The organism is Mesorhizobium sp. M0938, from assembly GCF_040319125.1.
Taxonomy (GTDB): Bacteria; Pseudomonadota; Alphaproteobacteria; order Rhizobiales; family Rhizobiaceae; genus Mesorhizobium; species Mesorhizobium robiniae.
Map to the genome: position 1 here is coordinate 448293 of NZ_JAMYNS010000001.1, position 24059 is coordinate 472351.

General features: G+C 63.2%; 20 protein-coding genes. 11 read left to right on the forward strand and 9 right to left on the reverse strand.

Going from position 1 to position 24059, the window contains the following annotated elements; translation table 11 throughout:
- The first annotated feature begins 165 nt into the window (after positions 1-165).
- From NKH73_RS02145 to NKH73_RS02165, 5 genes are all read left to right on the forward strand, one after another.
- Complete coding sequence (locus NKH73_RS02145; protein ID WP_352927368.1) at positions 166-993, forward strand: ferredoxin--NADP reductase; 828 nt, start codon at positions 166-168, stop codon at positions 991-993.
- A 162-nt stretch (positions 994-1155) separates the two neighbouring features.
- On the forward strand, positions 1156-2205 hold the full coding sequence (gene deoC, locus NKH73_RS02150) for a deoxyribose-phosphate aldolase (RefSeq protein WP_352927370.1): 1050 nt from the start codon (positions 1156-1158) through the stop codon (positions 2203-2205).
- Between the two features lie 228 nt (positions 2206-2433).
- Entirely contained in the window at positions 2434-4806 is a 2373-nt protein-coding gene (locus NKH73_RS02155; RefSeq protein WP_352927373.1) for an aldehyde dehydrogenase family protein, read from the forward strand.
- A 188-nt stretch (positions 4807-4994) separates the two neighbouring features.
- Positions 4995-5726, forward strand: a complete 732-nt coding sequence (locus NKH73_RS02160) for an SDR family oxidoreductase (protein WP_352927376.1) — start codon at positions 4995-4997, stop codon at positions 5724-5726.
- A gap of 31 nt (positions 5727-5757) precedes the next feature.
- Complete coding sequence (locus tag NKH73_RS02165; protein WP_352927378.1) at positions 5758-6603, forward strand: fumarylacetoacetate hydrolase family protein; 846 nt, start codon at positions 5758-5760, stop codon at positions 6601-6603.
- Between the two features lie 164 nt (positions 6604-6767).
- Here NKH73_RS02165 and NKH73_RS02170 read toward each other — a convergent pair whose 3' ends face one another.
- The 6 genes from NKH73_RS02170 to NKH73_RS02195 form a co-directional block, all read right to left on the reverse strand.
- Positions 6768-7766 carry an ABC transporter ATP-binding protein gene (locus NKH73_RS02170; RefSeq protein WP_352927381.1) on the reverse strand — a complete coding sequence of 333 codons (999 nt, stop codon included), beginning with the start codon at positions 7764-7766 and terminating at the stop codon, positions 6768-6770.
- 31 nt (positions 7767-7797) lie between these two features.
- A complete protein-coding gene (locus NKH73_RS02175; RefSeq protein ID WP_352927384.1) occupies positions 7798-8859 on the reverse strand; it encodes a Gfo/Idh/MocA family protein in 1062 nt (353 codons plus the stop codon).
- The gene (locus NKH73_RS02180) at positions 8856-9695 is read right to left on the reverse strand and encodes a carbohydrate ABC transporter permease (RefSeq protein ID WP_352927387.1); all 840 of its coding nucleotides are present in this window, start codon (positions 9693-9695) and stop codon (positions 8856-8858) included. Before NKH73_RS02180 ends, NKH73_RS02175 begins: the two co-directional genes overlap by 4 nt.
- A gap of 10 nt (positions 9696-9705) precedes the next feature.
- Entirely contained in the window at positions 9706-10629 is a 924-nt protein-coding gene (locus NKH73_RS02185; protein WP_352927390.1) for a carbohydrate ABC transporter permease, read from the reverse strand.
- 228 nt (positions 10630-10857) lie between these two features.
- Complete coding sequence (locus NKH73_RS02190; protein WP_352927393.1) at positions 10858-12117, reverse strand: ABC transporter substrate-binding protein; 1260 nt, start codon at positions 12115-12117, stop codon at positions 10858-10860.
- Between the two features lie 2 nt (positions 12118-12119).
- Entirely contained in the window at positions 12120-12551 is a 432-nt protein-coding gene (locus tag NKH73_RS02195) for a hypothetical protein (protein ID WP_352927395.1), read from the reverse strand.
- Between the two features lie 141 nt (positions 12552-12692).
- On the opposite strand from NKH73_RS02195, the gene NKH73_RS02200 reads away from it, so the two are divergent.
- From NKH73_RS02200 to nagA, 4 genes are read left to right on the forward strand one after another with little or no spacing between them, the layout of a single operon-like run.
- Positions 12693-13571 (forward strand): glucosamine kinase nucleotide-binding domain-containing protein, encoded by an 879-nt coding sequence (locus NKH73_RS02200; RefSeq protein ID WP_352927399.1) that lies wholly within the window; start codon positions 12693-12695, stop codon positions 13569-13571.
- Positions 13568-14350, forward strand: a complete 783-nt coding sequence (locus tag NKH73_RS02205; RefSeq protein WP_352927401.1) for a GntR family transcriptional regulator — start codon at positions 13568-13570, stop codon at positions 14348-14350. Before NKH73_RS02200 ends, NKH73_RS02205 begins: the two co-directional genes overlap by 4 nt.
- Positions 14347-15378: an SIS domain-containing protein gene (locus NKH73_RS02210; RefSeq protein ID WP_352927403.1), complete on the forward strand. Its 1032-nt coding sequence runs from the start codon at positions 14347-14349 to the stop codon at positions 15376-15378. The genes NKH73_RS02205 and NKH73_RS02210 overlap by 4 nt, the downstream gene beginning before the upstream one ends.
- Positions 15375-16544 (forward strand): N-acetylglucosamine-6-phosphate deacetylase, encoded by a 1170-nt coding sequence (nagA, locus tag NKH73_RS02215; protein ID WP_352927407.1) that lies wholly within the window; start codon positions 15375-15377, stop codon positions 16542-16544. The genes NKH73_RS02210 and nagA overlap by 4 nt, the downstream gene beginning before the upstream one ends.
- Before the next feature lie 15 nt (positions 16545-16559).
- Here the strand turns inward: nagA and NKH73_RS02220 are convergent, their stop codons facing one another.
- From NKH73_RS02220 to rpe, 3 genes are all read right to left on the reverse strand, one after another.
- Positions 16560-18086, reverse strand: a complete 1527-nt coding sequence (locus NKH73_RS02220) for a malonate--CoA ligase (protein ID WP_352927409.1) — start codon at positions 18084-18086, stop codon at positions 16560-16562.
- Positions 18083-19456, reverse strand: coding sequence for a malonyl-CoA decarboxylase (locus NKH73_RS02225; protein WP_352927412.1), 1374 nt, complete (start codon positions 19454-19456; stop codon positions 18083-18085). The genes NKH73_RS02220 and NKH73_RS02225 overlap by 4 nt, the downstream gene beginning before the upstream one ends.
- Positions 19457-19595: 139 nt before the next feature.
- A complete protein-coding gene (gene rpe / locus NKH73_RS02230; RefSeq protein ID WP_352927415.1) occupies positions 19596-20273 on the reverse strand; it encodes a ribulose-phosphate 3-epimerase in 678 nt (225 codons plus the stop codon).
- 548 nt (positions 20274-20821) lie between these two features.
- Between rpe and NKH73_RS02235 the strand changes: the two genes are divergently transcribed.
- Positions 20822-21619: a GGDEF domain-containing protein gene (locus NKH73_RS02235; RefSeq protein ID WP_352927418.1), complete on the forward strand. Its 798-nt coding sequence runs from the start codon at positions 20822-20824 to the stop codon at positions 21617-21619.
- 478 nt (positions 21620-22097) lie between these two features.
- Entirely contained in the window at positions 22098-24014 is a 1917-nt protein-coding gene (dnaK, locus tag NKH73_RS02240; protein ID WP_352927420.1) for a molecular chaperone DnaK, read from the forward strand.
- The last annotated feature ends 45 nt before the right edge of the window (positions 24015-24059 follow it).

The following is a 24059-nucleotide window of genomic DNA, read 5'->3' on the forward strand; positions in this document are numbered from 1 at the left end:
TACGCCAGCGTCTTGACGCAAATATCATTTGTATACTAATAAATTCCGGACACAAGAGCTTACCGCTTCGCAGTGTGCAAACGGCACGCCGGAACCTGATCGGTTCGGGCGCGCAGGAGAAGGTTTGGCGTCAGCACTTCGGGTTGGGCCAGAAGGTTAGGTTTGATGAACACCACATCCGCGCTCAACACCGCCGGTGCCCGGCCGCTGCAGTTTCCTATACCGGCCAATGTCTATGCCGAGACCGTCGTCTCGGTGAAGCACTATACCGACCGGCTGTTCTCGTTCCGCATCACCCGGCCGCAGTCGCTACGTTTCCGCTCCGGCGAGTTCGTCATGATCGGCCTGCCCAACGCCGAGAAGCCGGTGTACCGCGCCTATTCGATCGCCAGCCCTGCTTGGGACGACGAGTTGGAATTCTTCTCGATCAAGGTGCCTGACGGCCCGCTGACCTCGCAGCTGCAGAAAATCCAGATCGGCGACACCGTCATCATGCGGCAGAAGTCGACCGGCACGCTGGTGGTCGACGCGCTGACCCCGGCCAAGCGCCTGTTCATGATCTCGACCGGCACCGGCATCGCGCCCTTCGCCAGCCTGCTGCGCGATCCCGATACCTATGAGAAGTTCGAGCAGGTGATCCTGACCCACACCTGCCGCGACATTGCCGAACTCACCTACGGCCAGGAGCTGGTGGCGGCGCTGGAGAACGATCCGCTGATCGGCGAGCTGACCGGTGGACGCGTCACCCTCTACAATTCGACGACGCGCGAAACCTCCGAGCGCATGGGCCGCATCACCGCCCTGATCGGCTCGGGCAAATTCTATACTGATCTCGGCATCGACAAGCTCGACCCGGAGACCGACCGCATCATGATCTGCGGCTCGATGCATATGCTCAAGGACGTCAAGGAACTGGCCGAAAGCCTCGGCTTCCACGAAGGCTCGCTGAGCCATCCGTCGAGTTTCGTCGTCGAGCGCGCCTTCGTCGGCTAGGCGCCCGCAGTCAGCGTTCGCCGCATTCAAATCATGATTTTGACCATGCGGTCAAAATCAGCTGCTTTCGCAGCCTTTTTCCGCTATGACCGCCTGAAGGACTCGTGAAGCACTGCTTCACGGTCTATCTTCGGCACAAGTCGTCGAATGAAAGGGCAGGAGATGAGCAGCACAATCCGCGAAGCCGATCTCGGACCTTCCAAGATCACGCCGCTGCCGGCGCGCACCGCCGCCAACGCGGCGGCGCCGCATGCGCACGGTATTGCCCGCAATCCCGGCATGAAGCTCGATCTCGGCTTCATGGAATCGATGCGCAGCGTCAACCGTTCGGCGCTGGAGCGGCGTGTCGCCAGCCTGACCAAGCGACGCTCGATCAAGGCCGATAACCAGGCAGCCTGGCTGCTGCGCGCCGTCGCCTGCATGGACCTGACCACACTGAACTCGAACGACACTGAAGAGCGCGTGCGCCGACTCTGCGCCAAGGCGGTCAATCCGTTCCGCCGCGACATCGCCGAAGGGCTCGGCATTACTGGTGAAAAGATCCGCCCGGCGGCGGTCTGCGTCTATCACCCCTTCGTTGCCACTGCCGTCGATGCGCTGCGCGGCACCGGCATCCATGTCGCCGCCGTATCCACCGCTTTCCCGCATGGCCTCACCCCGCTTTCGACGCGTCTGCAGGAGATCGAAGCCTCGGTGAGCGACGGCGCCGACGAGATCGACGTCGTCATTCCGCGCGGCCTGGTATTAGCAGCGAGATGGCAGGAACTCTATAACGAGATCGTTTCGATGCGCGCCGCCTGCGGCGAGGCGCATCTCAAGGTCATCCTCGGCACCGGCGATCTCGCCACGCTGCGCAACGTCATGCTGGCGTCGATGGTGGCTATGATGGCCGGCGCGGACTTCATCAAGACCTCGACGGGCAAGGAAAGCGTCAACGCGACATTGCCCGTCGGCCTTGCCATGGTGCGCGCCATCCGCGCCTATTTCGAGGAGACCGGCTATCTCATCGGCTTCAAGCCGGCCGGTGGCATTTCGACCGCCAAGGCTTCGCTCGACTGGCTGGTGCTGATGAAGGAAGAGCTTGGGCGGCCATGGCTGGAGCCGGATTTGTTCCGTTTCGGCGCGTCGAGCCTGCTGACCGACATCGAGCGCCAGCTCGAACATCATCTCACGGGCCACTATTCCGCCAATCATCGCCACGCGATGGCTTGAGGCGCGTGAGGCCTTGAACGTGGAGTTCCTTCGCGCCCCCCTCTGTCCTGCCGGACATCTCCCCCACTTGTGGGGAGATTGGCTGTCATCGGCGATTTCGCCAATCGCCGACATCGCAGAATGGCAGCTGACAGAGGTGAAGGCCGATCTCCCCCCTCGTGGGGGAGATGTCCGGCAGGACAGAGGGGGGCGCGAAGGATCGCCTGCCTCGCTGAAGAGGAGTGCTCCATGAACATTCTCGAACGCTATCACGCCATGGAATACGGCGCAGCGCCGGAGGCCCGCAACGAGGCCGATGTGTGGCTCGCAGGACGCGATTTCGGCAAAGCGTTGTTCATCGGCGGCGACTGGAAGGCAGCAGCAGGCGGCAAGACTTTCGACACCAGCGACCCGTCTTCGGGAAAATTGCTGGCCAAGGTCTCGGATGCGAGTGCTGCGGATATCGACGCGGCGGTTTCGGCCGCCACCAAGGCGTTGCCGAAATGGAGCGCCAGATCAGGTTACAGCCGAGCCAAAGTGCTCTACGCCATCGGCCGTGCCATGCAGCGCCACCAGCGCCTGTTCGCGGTGCTTGAGACAATCGACAACGGCAAGCCGATCCGCGAAAGCCGCGACATCGACGTGCCGCTGGCCATCCGCCATTTCATCCACCATGCCGGCTGGGCGCAGGCGCTGGACAGGGATTTCCCCGGCCAAAAGGGCGTCGGCGTCGTCGGCCAGATCATCCCGTGGAACTTCCCGCTGCTGATGCTGGCCTGGAAGATCGCGCCGGCGCTCGCCGCGGGCTGCACCGTAGTGCTGAAACCGGCCGAGTTCACGCCGCTCACCGCTATCCTGTTCGCCGGGATCTGCGAACGATCGGGCGTGCCGAAGGGCGTCGTCAACATCGTCCAGGGCGGGCCGGAGGCCGGCGCGGCAATCGTCAATCATCCCGACATCCAGAAGATCGCCTTCACCGGCTCTTCGGAAGTCGGCAAGATCATCCGCAAGGCCACTGCCGGATCGGGCAAAAAACTATCGCTGGAACTTGGCGGCAAGTCGGCCTTCGTCGTGTTCGAGGACGCCGATCTCGACAGCGCCGTCGAAGGACTGGTCGACGGCATCTGGTTCAACCAGGGCCAGGTCTGCTGTGCCGGCTCGCGCCTTTTGGTGCAGGAAGGCATCGCCGACGCCTTCATCGCCAAGGTCAAGACGCGGATGAGCCGGTTGCGCGTCGGTAGTCCACTCGACAAGAACACCGATATCGGGCCGCTGGTCGACTCGACCCAGCTCGATCGGGTCAAGGGTCTGGTCGCCGAAGGCGCCAAGCAGGGCGCCGTCTGCTGGCAACCTGATGTGGCGCTGCCGTCTTCCGGCTATTACCATTTGCCGACGCTGGCGACAGGCGTTTCGCCGGCTAATATCTTGGCGCAGGAGGAGGTGTTCGGGCCGGTGCTGGCGACCATGACCTTCCGCAACACCGAGGAAGCGGTCGAGCTCGCCAACAACACGCGCTACGGGCTGGCCGCCTCGGTGTGGAGCGAGAACGTCAATCTTGCGCTGCACGTCGCACCGCAATTGAAGGCCGGCGTGGTCTGGATCAACGGCACCAACATGTTCGATGCCGCCTGCGGCTTTGGTGGCTACCGCGAAAGCGGTTTTGGCCGCGAAGGCGGGCGCGAGGGCATGTTCGAATATCTCTCGGCAAAACTGCCGTTCGGCCCCGTCATCAAGGCGGCAATGGCCTCAGTCCAGCCGATCGAGCAGACTGAAAGCGACGCCATCGACCGCACGGCAAAGCTGTTCATTGGCGGCAAGCAGGTCAGGCCGGACGGCAATTATTCGATCGCTGTGGCCACCGCCAAGGGCAAGCTTGCCGGCGAGGTCGGTCTCGGCAGCCGCAAGGATATCCGCGACGCCGTCTCGGCTGCACGCGCCTGCAAGGGCTGGCCGGAGGCGACCGCCTACAACCGCAGCCAGGTGCTTTATTATCTGGCCGAAAATCTGTCAGGCCGTGCCGACGGGTTTGCCGCGCGCATCACAGAGCTGACCGGCGCCACCGCCAAGGCAGCGCGCGAAGAGGTCGAGCTGTCGATCGAGCGGCTGTTTCTCTATGCCGGCCTAGCCGACAAGTTCGAGGGCCGCGTGCATCAGCCGCCGGCCCGCGCCGTCACGTTAGCGCTACACGAGCCGGTCGGCGTCGTCGGCATCGTGGCATCCGACAGTGCGCCCCTGCTCGGCCTGATCTCGCTGCTGGCGCCGGCGCTTGCCATGGGCAACACCGTGGTCGCGGTGCCTTCCGAAAAATATCCGCTGCTTGCCACGGATCTCTATCAGGTCATCGAATATTCCGACGTTCCGGCCGGCGCCATCAACATCGTCACCGGCCGCAGCGCCGAGCTTGCCAGCGTGCTGGCCAAACATGACGATGTCGACGGGCTCTGGGTGTTCGCCGATGCCGAGACCTGCGCCAAGGCCGAAGCTGACTCGATCGGCAATCTCAAGCGCGTCTGGACCGGTCACGGCCGCAGCCTCGACTGGACGTCGGTCGAGGCCGCCGGCAATGCCTTCCTGCGCCGCGCCGTGGAGATCAAGAACGTCTGGGTGCCCTACGGCGACTGAACGGTCGCCTTTAGCGCGGTCTCGGACGAGACGCGTTCGGGCTTGACGGCAGAAATGATGTTCTTTACCGAGAAAAAACATTTGCCCCTAAGCGAACGGCGATACAGGCGGCATGGTAGTGCCTATCTGGCACATTGCGCCCTGGCCGCATGCCGATAAAAAACCGGGCGGCCACAGAGGAGAAAAGCATGGCGGATCTGGCAGGCAAGATCGTTGTCGTCACGGCGGCGGCACAAGGCATCGGCCGGGCGAGCGCGCTGGCTTTCGCCAAGGCAGGCGCCGTCGTCCATGCCACCGACATCAACGAGGTGATGCTCGCCGAACTTGGCAAGACGCCCGGGATCAAGGCCCGCAAGCTCGACGTGCTGAACGACGAGGCGGTTTCAAGCGCCTTTGCCGAGATCGGCGCCGTCGACGTGCTGTTCAATTGCGCCGGCTTCGTCCATTCGGGCTCCATCCTCGAGATGAAGGACGGCGATCTCGACTTTGCGTACGATCTCAATGTCCGCTCGATGATCCGTACCATCCGCGCCGTGCTGCCCGGCATGCTTGAGCGCGGTGACGGCTCGATCATCAACATGGCGTCGCTGGCCAGCTCGACCAAGGGCGTGCCGAACCGTTTCGTCTACGGGCTGACCAAGGCTGCCGTCATCGGCCTGACCAAATCGGTTGCCGCCGACTATGTCGGCAAGGGCATACGCTGCAATGCCATCTGCCCCGGCACGGTCGAAAGCCCGTCGCTGCAGGACCGCATGCATGCGCAGGGCGACTACGAGGCGGCCCGCGCCGCCTTCATCGCCCGCCAGCCGATGGGCCGCCTCGGCACACCCGAGGAAATCGCCGATCTCGCCGTCTATCTGGCCGGCGCCACCTATACGTCGGGGCAGGCTTATAATATCGACGGTGGCTGGTCGATTTAAGAGGCCTCCGGCCGCAATCAGGAGAAAATGAATGAAACTGCTGCGCTATGGCGAAGTGGGGAGCGAACGCCCCGGCCTGCTCGACGCGGATGGGGCGATCCGTGACCTCTCCGCTCATGTCGCCGACATTGCCGGCAAGGCGCTCGACCCTGCATCGCTCGAGACATTGTCGAAGCTCGATCCGAAATCGCTTCCGGCGGTTTCCGGCAAGCCGCGCATCGGCGCCTGCGTCGCCGGCACCGGCAAATTCATCTGCATCGGCCTGAACTATTCCGACCATGCCGCCGAGACCGGCGCCACCGTGCCGCCGGAGCCGATCATCTTCATGAAGGCAAGCTCGGCCATCGTCGGGCCTGATGACGACGTGCTGATCCCGCGCGGCTCGGTCAAGACCGACTGGGAAGTCGAGCTTGGCGTGGTCATCGGCAAGACCGCGAAATATGTCACCGAGGCCGAGGCGCTGGACTATGTCGCCGGCTACTGCGTCGCGCACGACGTTTCCGAACGCGCCTTCCAGGCCGAGCGCCAGGGCCAGTGGACCAAGGGCAAGTCCTGCGACACGTTCGGGCCGATCGGCCCATGGTTGGTGACCAAGGACGAGGTGAAGGACCCGCAGAACATCCCGATGTGGCTGAAGGTCAACGGCAAGACGATGCAGAACGGCTCGACCAAGACCATGGTCTATGGTGTCGCCTACCTCGTCTCCTATCTCAGCCAGTTCATGTCGCTGCATCCGGGCGACATCATCTCGACCGGCACGCCGCCCGGCGTCGGCCTGGGCATGAAGCCGCCGGTGTTCCTGAAGGCTGGTGACGTTGTCGAACTCGGCATCGAGGGACTCGGTCAGCAGAAGCAGACGTTCAAGGCTGACGTATAAGAGTTCATTCTCGACGGTTCGCGCAGCCCCTCATCTGGCTACCGCCATCTTCTCCCCGTGAACGGGGAGAAGAGCTCCGAGGCCGGGGGCCAGCTCTTTCTCCCCGTTTACGGGGAGAATGCCCGGCAGGGCAATGAGGGGCAGTACCGACCTTTGCCGCGAAGCTACTTCAGCACCTTCCCATCCGCCCCGAACCGGTACGTCTTTGCCGGATCCGGCGTCGCATAGAGCGTAGCGCCTGGCTCGGCATTGTAGACGCCGAAGATGCGCACGGTGATCAGCCCGGCCTTCTCGCAGTCAAGGTAGAGATTGGTGTCGGCACCAAGATGCTCGGCATGGACGACCGTGCCCTTCCAGGCGCCGGATTTTGGATCAACGGTCAGATGCTCAGGCCGGACGCCGATGGTCTTGGCCGTCTCGCCAAGCCTGGCGCCGTCGACGAAATTCATCTTCGGTGAGCCGATGAAGCCGGCGACAAACTCATTTGCCGGCGAATTGTAAAGCTCCATCGGTCCGCCGATCTGCTCGATCTTTCCTGCGTTGAGCACGACGATCTTGTCGGCCAGCGTCATCGCCTCGACCTGGTCGTGGGTGACATAGATCATCGTCGCCTTCAGGCGGCGATGCAGTTGGGCGATCTCCAGCCTGGTGTTGACGCGAAGTGCTGCGTCAAGGTTGGACAAAGGCTCGTCGAACAGGAAAAGCTTGGGCTCGCGCACCACGGCGCGGCCGATGGCGACGCGCTGGCGCTGGCCGCCGGACAGCTCGGCCGGCCGCCTCTGGAGATAAGGCTCCAGCGACAGCATCGAGGAGGCGATGTCGATGCGGCGGTCGATCTCGGCCGCCGGCGTGCCCGCCTGCTTGAGACCGAGGCCCATATTGTTCTTCACCGTCAGATGCGGGTAGAGCGCGTAGGTCTGGAACACCATGGCGATGCCGCGCTTGGCCGGCGGCGTCGCGGAGACGTCCGCGCCGTCAATCACCACGCGCCCCGAAGTCGAATCTTCCAGCCCGGCGATGACCCTGAGCAAGGTCGACTTGCCGCAGCCGGAGGGGCCGACGAAGACGACGAATTCGCCATCGGTCACTTCGAGGTTGATGCCTTTCAGCACCTCGACCGGCCCGAAGGCTTTTTTCACATTCTCGATATTCAGCGAGCCCACGGCTTCGTCCCTGTTCAAGAGTTTGACTGGTCTAGAGTCTGATTGGGGCGCCGCTGCGAACGCTCTCGTCGGCGGCAAGGCAGACGGCGAGCGACTTCACCGCGTCGTCCATATGGCGGGTCAAGTCGAGATCCTCGCGGATCGCCTTGAGCAGAAAAGCCTGTTCGAGATCGCAAAGATCCTGATGGCCGGGCTCACCCTCCATCGACAGCATCTCATCCGCTTTGACGAACTTACCGTCCGCGCCGGTTGCCGCACTGTGCAGGCGGATGGTCGAGGTCTTGGTGTGGGTGTCGATGTCGTCGGATCGGACACCTTCCTTCATGACGATCGACACGCAGCCCTTGGGCGAGATCACGTCCTTCACGAAGAAAGCGGTCTCCGAAATCATCGGCCCCCAACCGGCCTCGTACCAGCCGACGGACCCGTCGTCGAACAGCACTTGCAGATGGCCGTAATTGTACATCGAGGGCGCGATCTCATCGGTCAGCCGCAGCCCCATGCCGCGCACCTCGACCGGTCTGGCGTCGGTGATCTGCAGCATCACGTCGAGATAGTGGACACCGCAATCGACGATCGGCGACGTCGTCTGCATCAATTGCTTGTGCGTCTCCCAGCTATGGCCGGAGGATTGCTGGTTGAGATTCATGCGGAACACGTAGGGACCGCCGAGCTTGCGCGCTTCGGCGATTAACCTGATCCAGGACGGGTGATGGCGCAGGATGTAGCCGATCACCAGTTTCTTGCCGTTGGCCTTGGCCGCCGCGACGACACGTTTCGCATCCGCCACCGTCGTCGCCAGCGGCTTTTCGACGAAGACATCGCAGCCTGCTTCGAACGCCCTCACCGCATAGTCGGAATGGCTGTCGGAATAGGTGGCGATGCAGGCGACCTCGGGTCTTTCGTCGCGCAGCGCCTCGTCGAAGGAGCGCCTGATATCATAGCCGGAAAGGCCGGCCGGCAGCGGCACGTCGGAGCGGTTGATCAGCGCCGCGATGTCGAAGCCCGGATTGGTATGATAGGCCAGCGCGTGGCTGCGGCCCATATTGCCGAGGCCGGCGACGACGACGCGAAGGGGTTTTTCCTCGTTCACTTGACCGCTCCCGAAGTAATGCCGCGGATCAGCTGCCGCGAGAAGATGACGTAGAGGATCAGCACCGGCATGATTGCCAGCGACAGTGCCGCCAGGATCGCGTTCCAGTTGGTGACGAACTGGCCGAGGAAGAGCTGCGCGCCGAGCGTCACGGTCTTGGTCTCTTCCGACGGCGCCAGGATCAGCGGGAACCACAGATCGTTCCAGATCGGGATCATGGTGAAGACGGCGACGGTTGCCATCGATGGCCTAACCAGCGGCAGCACCAGCCGGAAGAAGATGGTGTATTCGGACAGCCCATCGCTGCGGCCGGCATTCTTTAAATCGTCGGACACCTGTTTCATGAACTCCGACAGGATGAACACCGCCAGTGGCAGGCCTTGTGCGGTGTAGACCAGGATCAGCGCCGTCAGCGTATTGACCAGCCCGCTCGCCACCATCAATTGCAGGATGGCGACGGTGCCGAGGCGAATCGGGATCATGATGCCGAGCGCGAGATAAAGCCCCATCATCGTGTTACCGCGAAAGCGGTATTCCGACAGCGCGAAAGCGGCCATGGCGCCGAACAGCAGCACGAAGAACAGCGAGGCGACGGTGACGACGAGGCTGTTCTGGAAATAGTGGATGAAATCGCCCTGCCCAATCACCGTGGTGTAGCCGATCAGGTCGAAGGTTTTTGGCGTCGGCGGCGTCAGCGGCGCACCGAAGATGCCCGCGCGGGATTTAAATGAATTCATGATGACGATGATCACCGGAAACAGCGCGATCACCGTGTAGGTCAACAGGACCGCATGGGCGCCGATGGTGCGGGGCAGGGAGCGGGTTGCCGTGCTCATGTCTGGCGCCTCAGAACTGGTAGCGACGCAGGCGCGTCTGGACGAGGAAGAGATAGACGCAGACGCCGCCAAGGATGATCAGGAACATCATCGTGGCGATCGCCGCGCCCATGTTGGGATCGCCGACCTGCAACTGGAAACCGAAGAAGGCGCGGTAGAGGAAGGTGCCGAGGATATCGGTCGAATAATTCGGTCCGGCCAGCGCGCCTTGCGCGGTGTAGATCAGGTCGAAGGCGTTGAAATTACCGACGAAGGTCAGGATCGAGATGATGCCGATCGACGGCAGGATCAGCGGCAGCTTGATCTTCCAGAATTGCGACATGCCTGATATGCCGTCGCATTCGGCCGCTTCGATCACCTCGTCGGGGATGGACAGCAATGCCGCATAGATCAGCATCATCGGAATGCCGACGAACTGCCACACCGAGATCAGGCTGAGCGTGGTCAGCGCATATTGCTCCTTGCCCAACCACGGCGTGAACAGGCTTTTGAGGCCGACGAGATCCATCAGGTTCGGCGCCACGCCCCATAGCGGCGACAGGATCAGCTTCCAGGCGAAGCCGACGATGACGAAGGACAGGATCGTCGGCACGAAGATCGCCGTACGGTAGAAGGCGGAGAATCTCAGCCTCGGGCTGGACAGAAGTGCGGCCAGCAGGACGCCGATCGGGTTCTGCACGACCATGTGGATGATGAAGAACCAGACGTTGTTGCGCAGTGCGTTCCAGAAATTGACAGACCAGTTGGGATCGCCGAACAGCCTGCGGAAATTTTCGAACCCGACGAAGACCTGGGCCTGGTCGATGTTGCGAAACAGCGAGAGCTGCAGCGTGCCGGCCAGCGGCAGGATCATGATCGCCGTATAGACCAGCACCGCCGGCGCCAGGAAGACGACGATATGCCAGCGGAACGGTCGTTTCGGTGCTGCGGCCATGAATTCGGTCCCCGCCGATCAAGTTTCTTGCAATTGCCGCCAAAAGGCGCGGCGCCTCCCTCCTTCAAGGGGAGGGTGCCTCGCGAAGGTCGGCCAAGGCAGCGCGCCATCATGATCCCGACCGTGCTTTCCAGCAACGATCAGGTCGCAGCCTGCTTTCACCGACCCCCTCTGTCGCCTTCGGCGACATCTCCCCCTCGAGGGGGGAGATGTCGCTTCGCCGCGCTCTTACTTCGCCGGCTTGTACCAGCTGTCGAGGCCGTCCTGCAGCTTCTTGGCGGCAGCTTCCGGCGTGACGGTGCCGTTGATGACGTTGGCCGATTCGACCCAGGTCTCGTTCTCGAGGTTCGGCGTGCCGCGCGACAGGATCTGGTAAGTCGAGCGGATCGTCGGCTTGCACTTGTCGCGCCAGGAGACGAATTCCTGCGCCAGCGGGTCTTCCATCTTCACCGGGGTGTTGTTCAGGCTGAAGAAGCCCGGCAGCGCGTTGGCGTAGATGGTGGCGAAATCGGGCGAGGCGACCCAGGTCAGGAAGGTCTTGGCGGCGTCCGCATTCTTCGACGCCGCATTGAGGCCCATGCCGATGTCGGTGTGGTCGGAGATGTAGCAGGTGTCGCCGGCCTTCTGCACCGGCGGCGGGAATGCGCCCATCTTGAACTGCGCCTGGGTGTTGAACAGGCCGATTTCCCACGAGCCGGCAGGGTAGATGGCGGCGCGGCCGAGCGTGAACAGGTTCTGGCTGTCCGGATAGGTCTGTGCCTCGAAGCCGTCACCAAGATAAGGCTTCCACTTGGCAAGTTCGGCAAAGGGCGCGACCCATTCGGGGTCGGTCAGCTTCTGCTCGCCCTTGATCAGCGCCAGACGGCCTTCCTCGCCCTTCCAGTAGTTCGGGCCGATGTTCTGGTAGCCCATGGTTGCAGCTTCCCAGAGATCCTTGGTGCCCATCGCCATCGGGATGTAGGTGCCGTCGGCCTTGATCTTGTCGAGCGCGGCGTAGAACTCCTCATTCGTCGTCGGCACCTTGATGCCGAGCTGGTCGAAGGCGTCCTTGTTGTAGATGAAGCCGTGGATGACGGAAGCCATCGGCACGCAGAAGCTCGACTTGCCGTCGTCGGTCTGCCAGGCGGCCTTGGCCACGTCGGAGAAATTCTCCATGCCGGGCAGTGTCGAGATGTCGGCGAGATTGCCCTTCTTGAAGAGCTCCAGCGACTTGTCGAACGGGCGGCAGGTGATCAGGTCACCCGCCGAGCCGGCGGCAAGCTTGGCACCCAGTGCGGCGTCATATTCGGTCGGCGCCGACGGCGCGAACACCACCTTGATGCCCGGGTTTTTGGCCTCGAAGGCCGGGATCAATTTGTCCTTCCAGATGGCAAGGTCGTCGCCACGCCAGCTTTCGATATTGAGCGTTACGTCCTGAGCATAAGCCATTCCGGCTGAGCCGAGAATGCTGGTGCCGAGAAGAAGTGCCGTCAGTAATTTCGTTGTCATGCTCAGTCTCCCTGTTGACCTTTTTCAGGTTCGGTTTTGAGAACAGAGGCATTGCGCCCCATGCTCCCCTCGATCGCGGAAAGGGCCGGGCGCAGCTTCTGGCTGGTCCCTTCCAGTATCTTCTCGGCCGCATCGGCACCGGCGGCGATGAGCGCCATCAGGCCCGAGCTGACCATTGGTGTATAGGCGAACTTGCCGCCGCTCTTCAGCCGGCTGGCGATGATCTCGGCGGCCTTGGCAATGGCGGGAATGGCGCCCCGCGCGGCCTTGGCGACCTCGATCTGGGCGTTGGCCAAAGAGGAAAGGATGACGTTCGGGGCTTGGATGTCCAGCCCCTCGGCATTCTGGTGAAGCGCTTCGGTGCGCATTGCGGCCATCCATCTTCCTCCAATCCGTAAAACAATACCAAAAAAATACCACTTGTCCACATGCATTAACGAGTTCCTTGCTTTGAACCGTCTCCCCAGCGGAATTCGTTGATTTTTCAGTAAAATATGCCTCAATCTTTTTGAAGCGGAAATTAACCCTTGGCTATTGGTACTTTATTGGTATTATCCGTCCCGAGGAGAAATCGCGTGAATTTCGTGCTTGGCATCGATGGCGGCGGCACCAGCTGCAGGGCGGCCCTTGCGACAGCGGACGGCATCGTCGTCGGCCGCGCCAAGAGCGGCGCCGCCAACATTCGCACCGATCTCACCGGCGCCAGGACCAACATCGTGGACGCGGCGCGGCAGGCCTTTGTCGATGCCGGGCAAGATCCCGAACTGATTCCGCAAACCCCGGCCATGCTAGGCCTCGCCGGCGCCAATGTCGGCACCTACAGGCAGCAGCTCGAAGCCATCCTGCCGTTCAGCCAAAGCCGTGTCGAGACCGATGCCGAGATCGCGCTCGAAGGCGCGGTCGGCTCCGGTGACGGCGCCATGGCCATCCTCGGCACCGGCACCGCCTATATGGCACGCAGGCAGGGCAAGTCGCGTGCCATCGGCGGCTGGGGTTTCCAGGTCGGCGACCAGGGCAGCGGCGCCCGCATCGGCCGCGACCTGCTCGAACAGACACTGCTTGCCTATGACGGAATCCGTCAGGGTTCGCCGCTGACGCAGGCGATGCTCGCCACCTTCCGCGACAATCCCGAGGATGTGGTCGAGTTCACCACCAATGCAAAACCCGGCGATTTCGGCGGCTTTGCGCCCAAGGTCTTCGACCATGCCGAAAAAGGCGACACCGTCGCCAACTGGATCCTCGACAAGGCAGTCGCCGATGTCGAGGCAGCACTTGGCGTGCTCGATCTCAGTGGCGACGATCCGCTCTGCCTGCTCGGCGGGCTGGCGCCGCTCTATGCACCACGCCTGTCGGCGCGCTACCGGGCGCTGCTGAAGCCGCCCCTGGACGATGCGCTGGGCGGCGCGGTGCAGATGGCGGTCCGTATCTTCGCGAGAGCGGAGGCAGCGCGATGAGCGAGGCGGCCGACCAGATTTTCGCCACGCTGAAACAGTCGTCGCAAAGCGGCGCACCGCTCTATCTGCAGCTCAGGAAGAGCATCGAGGACGCGGTCAATCGCGGCCTGATCGGGCCGGGCGACGCATTGCCGTCCGAGCGCGATATCGCCAGCAAGGCAGACATTTCGCGCGTCACCGTGCGCAAGGCGGTGCAGGATCTGGTCAAGGGCGGCATCCTCGTCCAGCGCCATGGCTCCGGCACCTTCGTCGCGCCGCGTATGGAACGTGTCGAGCAGTCGCTGTCGCGGCTGACTTCCTTCACCGAGGACATGGCGCGGCGCGGCATGGCTGTTCGTTCGGCCTGGCTCGACCGCGGCCTCTATGCGCCCTCGCCAGACGAGATGATGGTGCTCGGCCTGTCGTCAAACGAGATGGTGGCGCGCGTGGCGCGCCTGCGCATCGCCAACGACACGCCGCTGGCGATCGAACGCGCGGCACTGTCTGCCAGCGTGCTGCCGGACCCGGCGGCGATCGGTTCGTCGCTCTACGCGGCACTGGAAGCGACCGGTAAACGGCCGGTGCGTGCGGTGCAGCGCATTTCCGCCGCTAATCTCGGTGGCGAAGACGCGCAGCTGCTCGAAGTGCCGCCGGGCATTGCCGGGCTGCACATCGAGCGTATTTCCTATCTGGCGAGCGGCAAGGTGATCGAATTCACCCGCTCCATCTACAGGGGCGACGCCTATGATTTCGTCGCCGAACTCCGGCTGAGCGGGCCGGGCGAAGAGGGCCGGCCATGAGCGCAACCAAAACTCATATGCGGCGCGAGATCGAGGAGATCCCGGAGGCGACCGCGCGCCTGCTCGATGGTTCGGCAGCCGTGCTGACCGAGGCCGGGCGCGGCATTCGCCAGCGCGACCCGCATTTTATCGTCACCGTCGCCCGCGGCTCGTCCGACCATGCCGCTACCTTCATGAAATACGCCGTGGAGCTGACCGCCGGCCTTGCCGTTGCTTCCGTCGGCCCATCGATCGCCTCGATCTATGGCGCCAAGCTCAAGCTGGGCGGCTCGGCCTGCCTCGCCATCTCGCAGTCGGGCAAGAGCCCTGACATCGTCGCCATGGCGCAAGCCGCGAGAGCCGGCGGTTCGCTGACCGTCGCCATCACCAACACCGCCGATTCGCCGCTCGCCCGCGCCTCCGATTACGCGATCGACATTCTGGCCGGGCCGGAACGCAGCGTCGCGGCGACCAAGACCTTCGTCAATTCGGCGGTCGCCGGCCTCGCCTTGATGGCGCATTGCACCGGTGACGATGCGCTTTTGGCAGCACTCGCCCGCTTGCCGGAGCATTTCCGCAAGGCGATCGCTTGCGACTGGATGGTGCTGGCCGGCGCCCTTGAGACACCGAAATCGCTGTTCATCCTCGGCCGCGGTCCGTCCGCGGCGATCGCCAATGAGGCGGCGCTGAAGTTCAAGGAAACCTGCGCCATGCACGCCGAGGCCTATAGTGCCGCGGAAGTCATGCATGGCCCGCTGGCGCTGGTCGGACCGGGCTTTCCGGTGCTGGCGCTGGCCGCCCGCGATGCTTCAGAGCCGTCAGTTGCCGAGGCCGCCGACAGCCTGGCGGCCAAGGGCGCGGCCGCTTTTGTGACCTCGGACAAGGCGACAAATGCTGCGCACCTGCCGCATGTCGCCACCGGCCATCCGCTGACCGACCCACTGGCGCTGATCGTGTCCTTCTATGGCTTCGTCGAGGCTTTTGCCCGCCATCGCGGCCTCGATCCGGACACGCCGCCCAATCTTCGCAAGGTGACGGAAACCCTATGAGCGACCGTTTTGCCCTGACTGGCGCCCGTATATTCGACGGCGACGACTGGCATGACGATGCGGCCCTTATCGTGCGTGACGGTCTCGTCGAAGCCATCGTTCCGGAGGGCGCCATTCCGTCCGGTATTGAGCGTATCGAGACCGACGGCGGCATGCTGGCTCCCGGCTTCGTCGACCTGCAGGTCAATGGCGGCGGCGGTGTCATGCTGAACGATCATCCCGATGTGGCCTCGATCGAAACCATTTGCCGGGCGCACGCGCCGTTCGGCACGACGGCGCTGCTGCCGACGCTGATCACCGACACTCCCGACATCACTGCCGCGACGGTTGCCGCGGGGACTAAGGCCGCGCGGCAAAAGGTGCCGGGCTTCTTGGGCCTGCATCTCGAAGGGCCGCATCTGTCGATCGCCCGCAAAGGCGCGCATGATCCGGCATTGATCCGTCCGATGCTGGATATCGACCAGGCCATGCTGGTCGCGGCGCGGAAAGCTCTGCCGGTGCTGCTGACAACCATAGCGCCGGAATCCGTCGACCCCACGCGCGTTTCGGCGCTGGTCGAGGCCGGGATCGTCGTCAGCCTCGGCCATTCCGATGCCGGCTATGCCACGGCGCGCGCGTTCACTGAGGCCGGCGCAACAATGGTCACCCATCTGTTCAATGCCATGAGCCAGATCGGTAATCGTGAGCCGGGGTTGGCAGGCGCGGCCATTAATATGGGCACATTGTCTGCAGGCATCATCGCCGACGGCTTCCATGTCGATCCCGCCACCATGGCCATCGCTTTGCGCGCCAAACAGGGTCCGGCAAAAATTTTCCTGGTCACCGATGCCATGGCGACGATCGGCACCGACATGACCTCGTTCACGCTGAACGGCCGCACCATCTACCGCAAGGACGGCAAGCTGACGCTTGCCGACGGGACGTTGGCAGGCGCCGATCTCGACATGATCGCCGCCGTGCGCTTCGTTCACCACGTAGTCGGACTGGACCTGTCGGAGGCGCTGCGCATGGCTTCGCTCTATCCGGCACAAGCGATCGGCCAGGCGCATCGGCTTGGACGCTTCGCCAACGGCACCGCCGCCGATATCGTTGCGCTGTCGGATGAACTGGACGTCAAGGGCGTCTGGATAGAAGGCAACACGGTTTTCGGAGCCGGCGCCAACTGAGTGCAACCTCTTGCGTCAGCCGGCTTTGGCCGGCGCGTAGAGATCCTTGTAGGTTTCGCGCAGCAGGTTCTTCTGCACCTTGCCCATCGTATTGCGCGGCAGCTCGTCGACGAAGATCACCCGCTTCGGATGCTTGTATTTGGCAATCCGCCCCGCGATGGCGCCGACAATATCGGCCGCGGTGACGGCCGAGGCCGGCGCGCGCACCACGATCGCCGTGACGCCTTCGCCAAAATCCGGATGGGCAACGCCGATCACAGCGCTTTCGGCAATGCCGGGCAGCGCGTCGATCTCGCTCTCGACCTCCTTGGGATAGATGTTGTAGCCGCCCGAAATGATCAGATCCTTGCCGCGCCCGACGATGTGGAGATAGCCGTCGGTGTCGATCAGGCCGAGATCCCCGGTGATGAAGAAGCCGTCGTCACGGAATTCCGCCTTGGTCTTTTCCGGCATGCGCCAATAGCCGGCAAAGACGTTGGGGCCCTTCACCTCGATCATGCCGACCTCGCCCCTGGCAAGTGTTTCGCCGTTCTCGGGGTCGGCGATACGAAGCGCGACGCCAGGCAAGGGAAAGCCGACTGTGCCGGCGCGCCGCTCGCCATCATAGGGGTTCGACGTGTTCATGTTGGTCTCGGTCATGCCGTAGCGCTCTAGGATCGAATGGCCAGTGCGCTCGCGCCAGGCCTTGTGCGTCTCGGCCAGCAGCGGCGCCGAGCCGGAAACGAACAGGCGGATGTTTTTGGCCGCTTGGGGGTTCAAGCGGTCCTGCTGCAGCAGCCGCACGTAGAAGGTCGGCACGCCCATCAGCGCGGTGGCGCGCGGCAGCAGCGAGACGATGCGGGCGGGGTCAAATTTGGTTTCGAACAGCATCGAGGCGCCGGCCATCAGCACGACGTTGGTAGCGACGAAGAGGCCATGCGTGTGGAATATCGGCAGCGCGTGGATCAGGACGTCTGCGGCAGTGAAGCGCCAGCGGTCGACCAGCACGCGCGCATTTGAGGCGAGGTTCTCATGGCTGAGCATGGCGCCCTTCGAGCGGCCGGTCGTTCCCGACGTATAGAGGATCGCCGCCAGATCGTCCGCTCCGCGCGCCACGTCGTGGAAGTACGAAGACTGCTGCGAGGCCTGATCCATCAGCGACCCTTCGCCATTGCCGCCGAGCGTGACCGTGATAGCGTCCGATGACCCCGCCAGGCGGCCGATCTCGGCTGCCCGTGCCGGATCGCAGACGACCAGCCGCGGCTCGGCATCGCCGAAGAAGTATTCGAGCTCGGTCAGTGTGTAGGCAGTGTTGAGCGGCAGGAAGACCGCACCGGCGCGCAGGCAGGCGAGATAGAGCAGGACCGCCTGCGGGCTCTTCTCGACCTGGACGGCGACACGGTCGCCGGCTTCCACGCCCAGTTGCAGCAGCGCGTGGGCCAGTTGCGCCGATCGCGCCAGCATATCGCCATAGGTGATCGAGCGCCCGTCATCCGTTTCCATCAGGAGACGCTCGGGCGCCGGGATGCGGGCGCGGAAAGCGTCGAACAAATGGTTGCTCATATGTCCCTCTTGTCCTCATTCCACTGAGGTTGCGCCGGAAGCCGCGGCGCGGCCGGCCTCACTGGTTTCGGCAGCAGGCGGCGCACGGCAGGTGCGGCCGCCACATCGTTCCTGGCGGCGAACAGCTCGTGGTTCTTCTCGATGTCGTCGAGCTTGTAGCGATAGTTGACCATCAGCCCATGCGCCTGACGCAAGGCTCGGGGCGACAGGTCGCCGAGATGGTCGATGCGCTCCAGCCGCGCGCCATTGCCGAGATGGAACCGGGCGACCGGGTCGATCACCTTGCCGGAGGCGGTGCGGGCCTCGAGGAAATACTGTGCCGCTAGAGGAAGCAATGCCTGGCCTACGCGGTCGCGCGCGGCAGCGTTCGCATGCCAGCCCTCGTTGCCGACGAGGTCCAGCGCCTCAGTGGCGGAGGGACCGGTCTGCTCGGCCAGCCAGCGGGCAAAGCCCGGCACCGGGGACAGCGTGACGAAATCGGTCAGGCCGGGAAGGTCGCGGCGCAGATCCTCGACCACCTGCTTGATCAGGAAATTGCCGAAGGAGATGCCGCGCAAACCCTCCTGGCAGTTGGAGATGGAATAGAACACCGCCGTCGTGGCTTGCCGTGGTTGCACCAGCGGCCGCTCGTCGGCCAGCAGCTCGGCGATCGTCGTCGGCATCACCCGGGTGAGCGCGACCTCGACGAAGATCAGCGGCTCGTCGCCGAGTTGCGGATGGAAAAACGCATAGCAGAGCCGGTCCTCGGGCTCGATCCGGCGGCGCAGATCGTCCCAGGTGTGGATCGCGTGCACAGCCTCGTAGCGGATGATCTTTTCCAGGATGTTGGCCGGCGTCGACCAGTCGATCCGCCGCAGCACCAGGAAGCCGCGATTGAACCATGACGACAAGAGATGCGTGAAGTCGGCGTCGACGATGGCGAGGTCGGGAGATGTTGGCAGCCGGGCAAGCAGATCCTGGCGCATGCGCACCAGCGTCTCGATGCCGCCGGGCGCCAGGTTCAAACGGCGCAGCAGCTCCTGCCTGGCCGGCTCGGCGGCGTCATGCAAAGCGAGCGCCGTGCGATCGTCGGGCGCGTCGCCATACGCATCCACCGCGGCGGCAAGCCTGACATGATCGGTGCCGAACCGATCGCGCAGCACATGCAGAAACGCCAGCCTTCCGTCGGCGCCGAGAGTGCGCCAGCGATCGAGTATTTCCCTTGCATAGGCGACGCCCGATGCCTCGCCCTGGCTGGAAAGCAGGCGGGCGCACAGACGCGCCAGGCTGTCGGCCGAGACGGGCTCGTCGCCTCGAACGAGATTCAGCATCATCCGGCCGCGATCGGCGATGGTGTTCAGCAGATCAGCGAAGAAAGGGCTGCGGTTCATCGATCCGACCCGTCGAAGAGGAGCCTGCGGGAGGGTCCGAGGCAAAAGGATGGAGACAGAGAATATGGGACCGCATGTCGTGAGCACAAGCGCACCGGCGTCGGGCCGGCCGAAGGGACAGCGCGTGGCACCAGCAGCGTCAGCCGGCCGCCCGGTCGGCCGCCGTCCTGATCGCCTCGATATTCGCACGATAGGCTTCGACGCTGTCGCCCTTGAAGATGGCCGCACCGGCGACCAATACGCTGGCGCCGGCGGCGGTGACCAAAGGTGCTGTTTGCGGCGAGATACCGCCGTCGATCTCGATCCGGATCGGCCGGTTGCCAATCAGCGCCTTCACCCGCTTCACCTTATCGACAATCGCCGGAATGAAGGCCTGGCCGCCAAAACCCGGATTGACGGTCATGATCAGGATCAGGTCGAGCCGGTCGAGCACATATTCGATCGCCGTTTCCGGCGTCGCCGGATTGAGCGACACGCCCGCCTTTTTGCCGAGGCTCCTGATCGTCTGCAGCGAACGGTCGAGATGCGGCCCAGCTTCGGCATGTACCGTCATGCCGTCGCAGCCAGCTTCGGCGAAAGCCTCCAGGTAAGGATCGGCCGGCGCGATCATCAGATGGCAGTCGAAGAAGACTTTGGTGCGATTGCGGATCGCCTTGATCACCGGCGGGCCAAAGGTGATGTTGGGCACAAAATGCCCGTCCATGACGTCGAGGTGGATCCAGTCGGCGCCGGCCGCCGCCACCGCCTCAACCTCGTCGCCTAGCTTCGAAAAATCCGACGCCAGCACCGATGGCGCGATCAGGGTTTTTTGAGCCATGTCCGCTTCCCGCTCTTGAGCCAGCTCCCGCCCTACCGTATCGGCCCGAAAATGGCCAGTCGTCGTGGCGGAAAGGCGCTGTTGCTGCCCCACGTTCAGACGAAGGCGTAGCGTGGCGTCCAGCTCGACGAAATCAGACGATTCTAATCCGAGGCTTTTCTTATCAGATTGGATAAAGGTTTCGGAGTATCCCCGGCAGCGATCTAGACCCATGCAAAGGGCCGCGTCTCGGCGCAACAGGAACATTGATTTGATGGACGGGGCGATCGTCAGGACCACACTCGCATTGATAAGCCCTGGAATATTGTTTGTCTTTGGGATTGCCTTCGTCTGCGCCTGGCTCATCGAACGAAAGCGAAGCTATCTCCTTGTGTTGGCGGGCGCGTGCGCTTTATTTGCTTTTGGCGCCATATCCCAAATTCTCGGTTGGCCGTCAGGGGCCGGACCCAATGCAATCGTGTCCGGCGCTCTCTATACATCATACATCGGCTGTTCTCGCGGCGGTCGAGGGTATCCTCCTCCGCTCGGGGACGAGGCTCGGCCTCAGAATGGACGCGGCGATCCTGATCGGATTCACGCTTCTGCTGGCGTATTTCTTTTACGTCGATCGCAACCTTCTTGCTCGCGTCTACATCCAGAATTTCGGGTACGGGATGATCCTGCTCATTGCCGCAGTGCGACTCTCGCCGCTTGCGGAAGGCCGGTACGTCGACAGGGTGCTGTTCTGGATTCTCCTGATCTTTGCGCTGCATTTCTTTCCGCGGACCTTATTGACGATCGGGCTTTCGGCGCCCGCCGATAAAACAGCCTTCGCGAACTCGATGTTTTGGCAGGCACTTCAGCTTTCTCTTGCCGTGCTCGGCGCGGCTCTCGCTCTGGCGATCCTCGCCGCCGCCGTTGCCGACGTGATCGACGATCTTCGACGGGAGCGCGATGTCGATCCGCTGACCGGCGTTCTGAACCGGCGCGGGTTCGAAGAGCGCGCCTCGGCCTATCAGCGAAAGAGCGGAAAAGGCGCCGCATCGCTCGTCTTGTGCGACCTGGACCATTTCAAGAGCATCAACGACACCCACGGTCATGACGTCGGCGACAGCGTGCTGCGAGAGGTCGGACGCGTGCTGCGCAAATCAGCGCGCAAAGGGGATATCGTCGGCCGGCTCGGCGGTGAGGAATTCGCGGTGTTCCTTCCAGATACCAGTTCCGAGGAAGCCTATGAATGCTCCGAACGGCTAAGGATCGCCATAGAGGAGAACAGTTTTGCCGGGCTGAAGGGGGTCGGGCCGCTCACTGCGAGTTTCGGCGTGGGAACGTTTAAACCCAGCGAAGCCTGGTCGAGCCTGTACTAACGGGTCGATGCAAGGCTTTACCAGGCGAAACGGACTGGACGCAATCGAACGATTGCCCATGAGTTCTCGGGTTTGAAGGTCGATGGCGGCCGACCCGCACTCGACGACCACGCGCGATGAAAACCTCCGGATTGCTCCGACGGGTCTCGGTTGTGGCCATGCAAGTTGCGGCTTATTGCGCGCCAACCCTACGGGAAGGATCGCGGCCCGCGAACGGACCCGAAAAGATCCCTCGGGAAACGCTGCACGGCCTGAACTCGCTATGCCGTCGCCGGAGGACACCCGGCCGGCCCCGAGAAAAGGATGTTGGACGCCTTGCGCAGAATGCTTGCGCGCCGCGCAGCCTGTTCTTATATACGCGCCAAGCCGTTCGACGCCGGGATGCCGGTTGCCGAAGCGGAATTTCTTGTGAACAGGGGCTTTCGTCGGAACGCCTGTACGGGTCCAGAGAAGCCTGCTTAGCGGAGAGACTAGAAAAATGGCAAAAGTAATCGGTATCGATCTGGGGACCACCAATTCCTGCGTCGCCATCATGGACGGCAAGGAGTCGAAGGTTATCGAGAATGCGGAAGGCGCGCGCACGACCCCTTCCATCGTCGCCATCAACAGCGATGGCGAGCGCCTCGTCGGCCAGCCGGCCAAGCGCCAGGCGGTCACCAACCCTGAAAACACCATCTTCGCGGTCAAGCGCCTGATCGGCCGCCGCTATGACGACCCGGTGACGGACAAGGACAAGAAGCTTGTTCCCTACAAGATCGTCAAGGGCGACAATGGCGACGCCTGGGTCGAGGCCGGCGGCAAGAAGCAGTCGCCCAGCCAGATCTCGGCGATGATCCTGCAGAAGATGAAGGAAACGGCGGAAGCCTATCTTGGCGAGAAGGTCGAGAAGGCGGTCATCACCGTCCCGGCCTATTTCAACGACGCCCAGCGTCAGGCCACCAAGGATGCCGGCAAGATCGCCGGCCTTGAAGTGCTGCGCATCATCAACGAGCCGACCGCGGCCGCACTTGCCTACGGCCTCGACAAGAAGGAAGGCAAGACCATTGCCGTCTATGACCTTGGCGGCGGCACGTTCGATATTTCGGTGCTCGAGATCGGCGACGGCGTCTTCGAGGTGAAGTCGACCAATGGCGACACCTTCCTCGGCGGCGAGGATTTCGACATGCGCCTGGTCGAGTATCTGGCGGCCGAGTTCAAGAAGGAGCAGGGCATCGACCTGCGCAACGACAAGCTCGCCCTTCAGCGCCTCAAGGAAGCGGCCGAAAAGGCCAAGATCGAGCTGTCGTCCACCACGCAGACCGAGATCAACCTGCCCTTCATCACCGCCGATGCCAGCGGCCCCAAGCACCTGACGCTGAAGCTGACGCGGGCGAAGTTCGAGAGCCTGGTCGAGGATCTCGTGCAGCGCACGATCGAGCCCTGTAAGGCGGCGCTCAAGGATGCCAGCCTGAAAGCCGGCGAAATCGACGAGGTCGTCCTGGTCGGCGGCATGACCCGCATGCCCAAGATCCAGGAGATCGTGAAGCAGTTCTTCGGCAAGGAGCCGCACAAGGGCGTCAATCCGGATGAGGTGGTCGCATTGGGCGCCGCTATCCAGGCCGGCGTGCTGCAGGGCGACGTCAAGGATGTGCTGTTGCTCGACGTGACGCCGCTTTCGCTCGGTATCGAGACGCTGGGCGGCGTGTTCACGCGCCTGATCGAGCGCAACACGACGATCCCGACCAAGAAGAGCCAGGTGTTCTCGACGGCTGAGGATTCGCAGTCGGCCGTGACCATTCGCGTCTTCCAGGGCGAGCGTGAAATGGCCGCCGACAACAAGGCGCTCGGCCAGTTCGACCTGGTCGGCATTCCGCCGGCGCCGCGTGGCGTGCCGCAGATCGAGGTCACTTTCGACATCGACGCCAACGGCATCGTCAACGTCTCGGCCAAGGACAAGGGCACCGGCAAGGAACATCAGATCCGCATCCAGGCCTCTGGCGGCCTTTCGGACGCCGACATCGAGAAGATGGTGAAGGACGCCGAAGCCAATGCCGAGGCCGATAAGAAGCGGCGCGCGCTGGTCGAGGCCCGCAACCAGGCCGAGGCGCTGGTGCATTCCTCGGAGAAGTCGCTGAAGGAATATGGCGAGAAGGTTTCCGAGGCCGACCGCACGGCGATATCAGATGCGATCGCGGCGCTGAAGACCGCTGCCGAAGGCGACGACGCGACCGAGATCGAAGCCAAGACGCAGGCGCTCGCCGAAACCTCGATGAAGCTCGGCCAGGCCATGTACGAAGCTTCGCAGAAGGAAGCCGCGGAGGCTGACGCCAAGGCGGATGCCGCCAAGGACAGCGACGTGGTCGACGCCGATTTCGAAGAAATCGACGAGGACGACGACAAGAAGAAGTCGGCCTGAACCGCCTGACGGCAGGTTGAGGCAGAAAAGCCCGGCGCAAAGCCG

What these genes read in the sequence shown, in the direction of transcription:
- NKH73_RS02145 (WP_352927368.1), top strand. Translation starts at nt 166, where the DNA reads ATGAACACCACATCCGCGCTCAACACCGCCGGTGCCCGGCCGCTGCAG.
- deoC (WP_352927370.1), top strand. Translation starts at nt 1,156, where the DNA reads ATGAGCAGCACAATCCGCGAAGCCGATCTCGGACCTTCCAAGATCACG.
- NKH73_RS02155 (WP_352927373.1), top strand. Translation starts at nt 2,434, where the DNA reads ATGAACATTCTCGAACGCTATCACGCCATGGAATACGGCGCAGCGCCG.
- NKH73_RS02160 (WP_352927376.1), top strand. Translation starts at nt 4,995, where the DNA reads ATGGCGGATCTGGCAGGCAAGATCGTTGTCGTCACGGCGGCGGCACAA.
- NKH73_RS02165 (WP_352927378.1), top strand. Translation starts at nt 5,758, where the DNA reads ATGAAACTGCTGCGCTATGGCGAAGTGGGGAGCGAACGCCCCGGCCTG.
- NKH73_RS02180 (WP_352927387.1), bottom strand. Translation starts at nt 9,695, where the DNA reads ATGAGCACGGCAACCCGCTCCCTGCCCCGCACCATCGGCGCCCATGCG.
- NKH73_RS02185 (WP_352927390.1), bottom strand. Translation starts at nt 10,629, where the DNA reads ATGGCCGCAGCACCGAAACGACCGTTCCGCTGGCATATCGTCGTCTTC.
- NKH73_RS02190 (WP_352927393.1), bottom strand. Translation starts at nt 12,117, where the DNA reads ATGACAACGAAATTACTGACGGCACTTCTTCTCGGCACCAGCATTCTC.
- NKH73_RS02195 (WP_352927395.1), bottom strand. Translation starts at nt 12,551, where the DNA reads ATGCATGTGGACAAGTGGTATTTTTTTGGTATTGTTTTACGGATTGGA.
- NKH73_RS02205 (WP_352927401.1), top strand. Translation starts at nt 13,568, where the DNA reads ATGAGCGAGGCGGCCGACCAGATTTTCGCCACGCTGAAACAGTCGTCG.
- NKH73_RS02210 (WP_352927403.1), top strand. Translation starts at nt 14,347, where the DNA reads ATGAGCGCAACCAAAACTCATATGCGGCGCGAGATCGAGGAGATCCCG.
- nagA (WP_352927407.1), top strand. Translation starts at nt 15,375, where the DNA reads ATGAGCGACCGTTTTGCCCTGACTGGCGCCCGTATATTCGACGGCGAC.
- NKH73_RS02220 (WP_352927409.1), bottom strand. Translation starts at nt 18,086, where the DNA reads ATGAGCAACCATTTGTTCGACGCTTTCCGCGCCCGCATCCCGGCGCCC.
- NKH73_RS02225 (WP_352927412.1), bottom strand. Translation starts at nt 19,456, where the DNA reads ATGAACCGCAGCCCTTTCTTCGCTGATCTGCTGAACACCATCGCCGAT.
- rpe (WP_352927415.1), bottom strand. Translation starts at nt 20,273, where the DNA reads ATGGCTCAAAAAACCCTGATCGCGCCATCGGTGCTGGCGTCGGATTTT.
- NKH73_RS02235 (WP_352927418.1), top strand. Translation starts at nt 20,822, where the DNA reads ATGGACGCGGCGATCCTGATCGGATTCACGCTTCTGCTGGCGTATTTC.
- dnaK (WP_352927420.1), top strand. Translation starts at nt 22,098, where the DNA reads ATGGCAAAAGTAATCGGTATCGATCTGGGGACCACCAATTCCTGCGTC.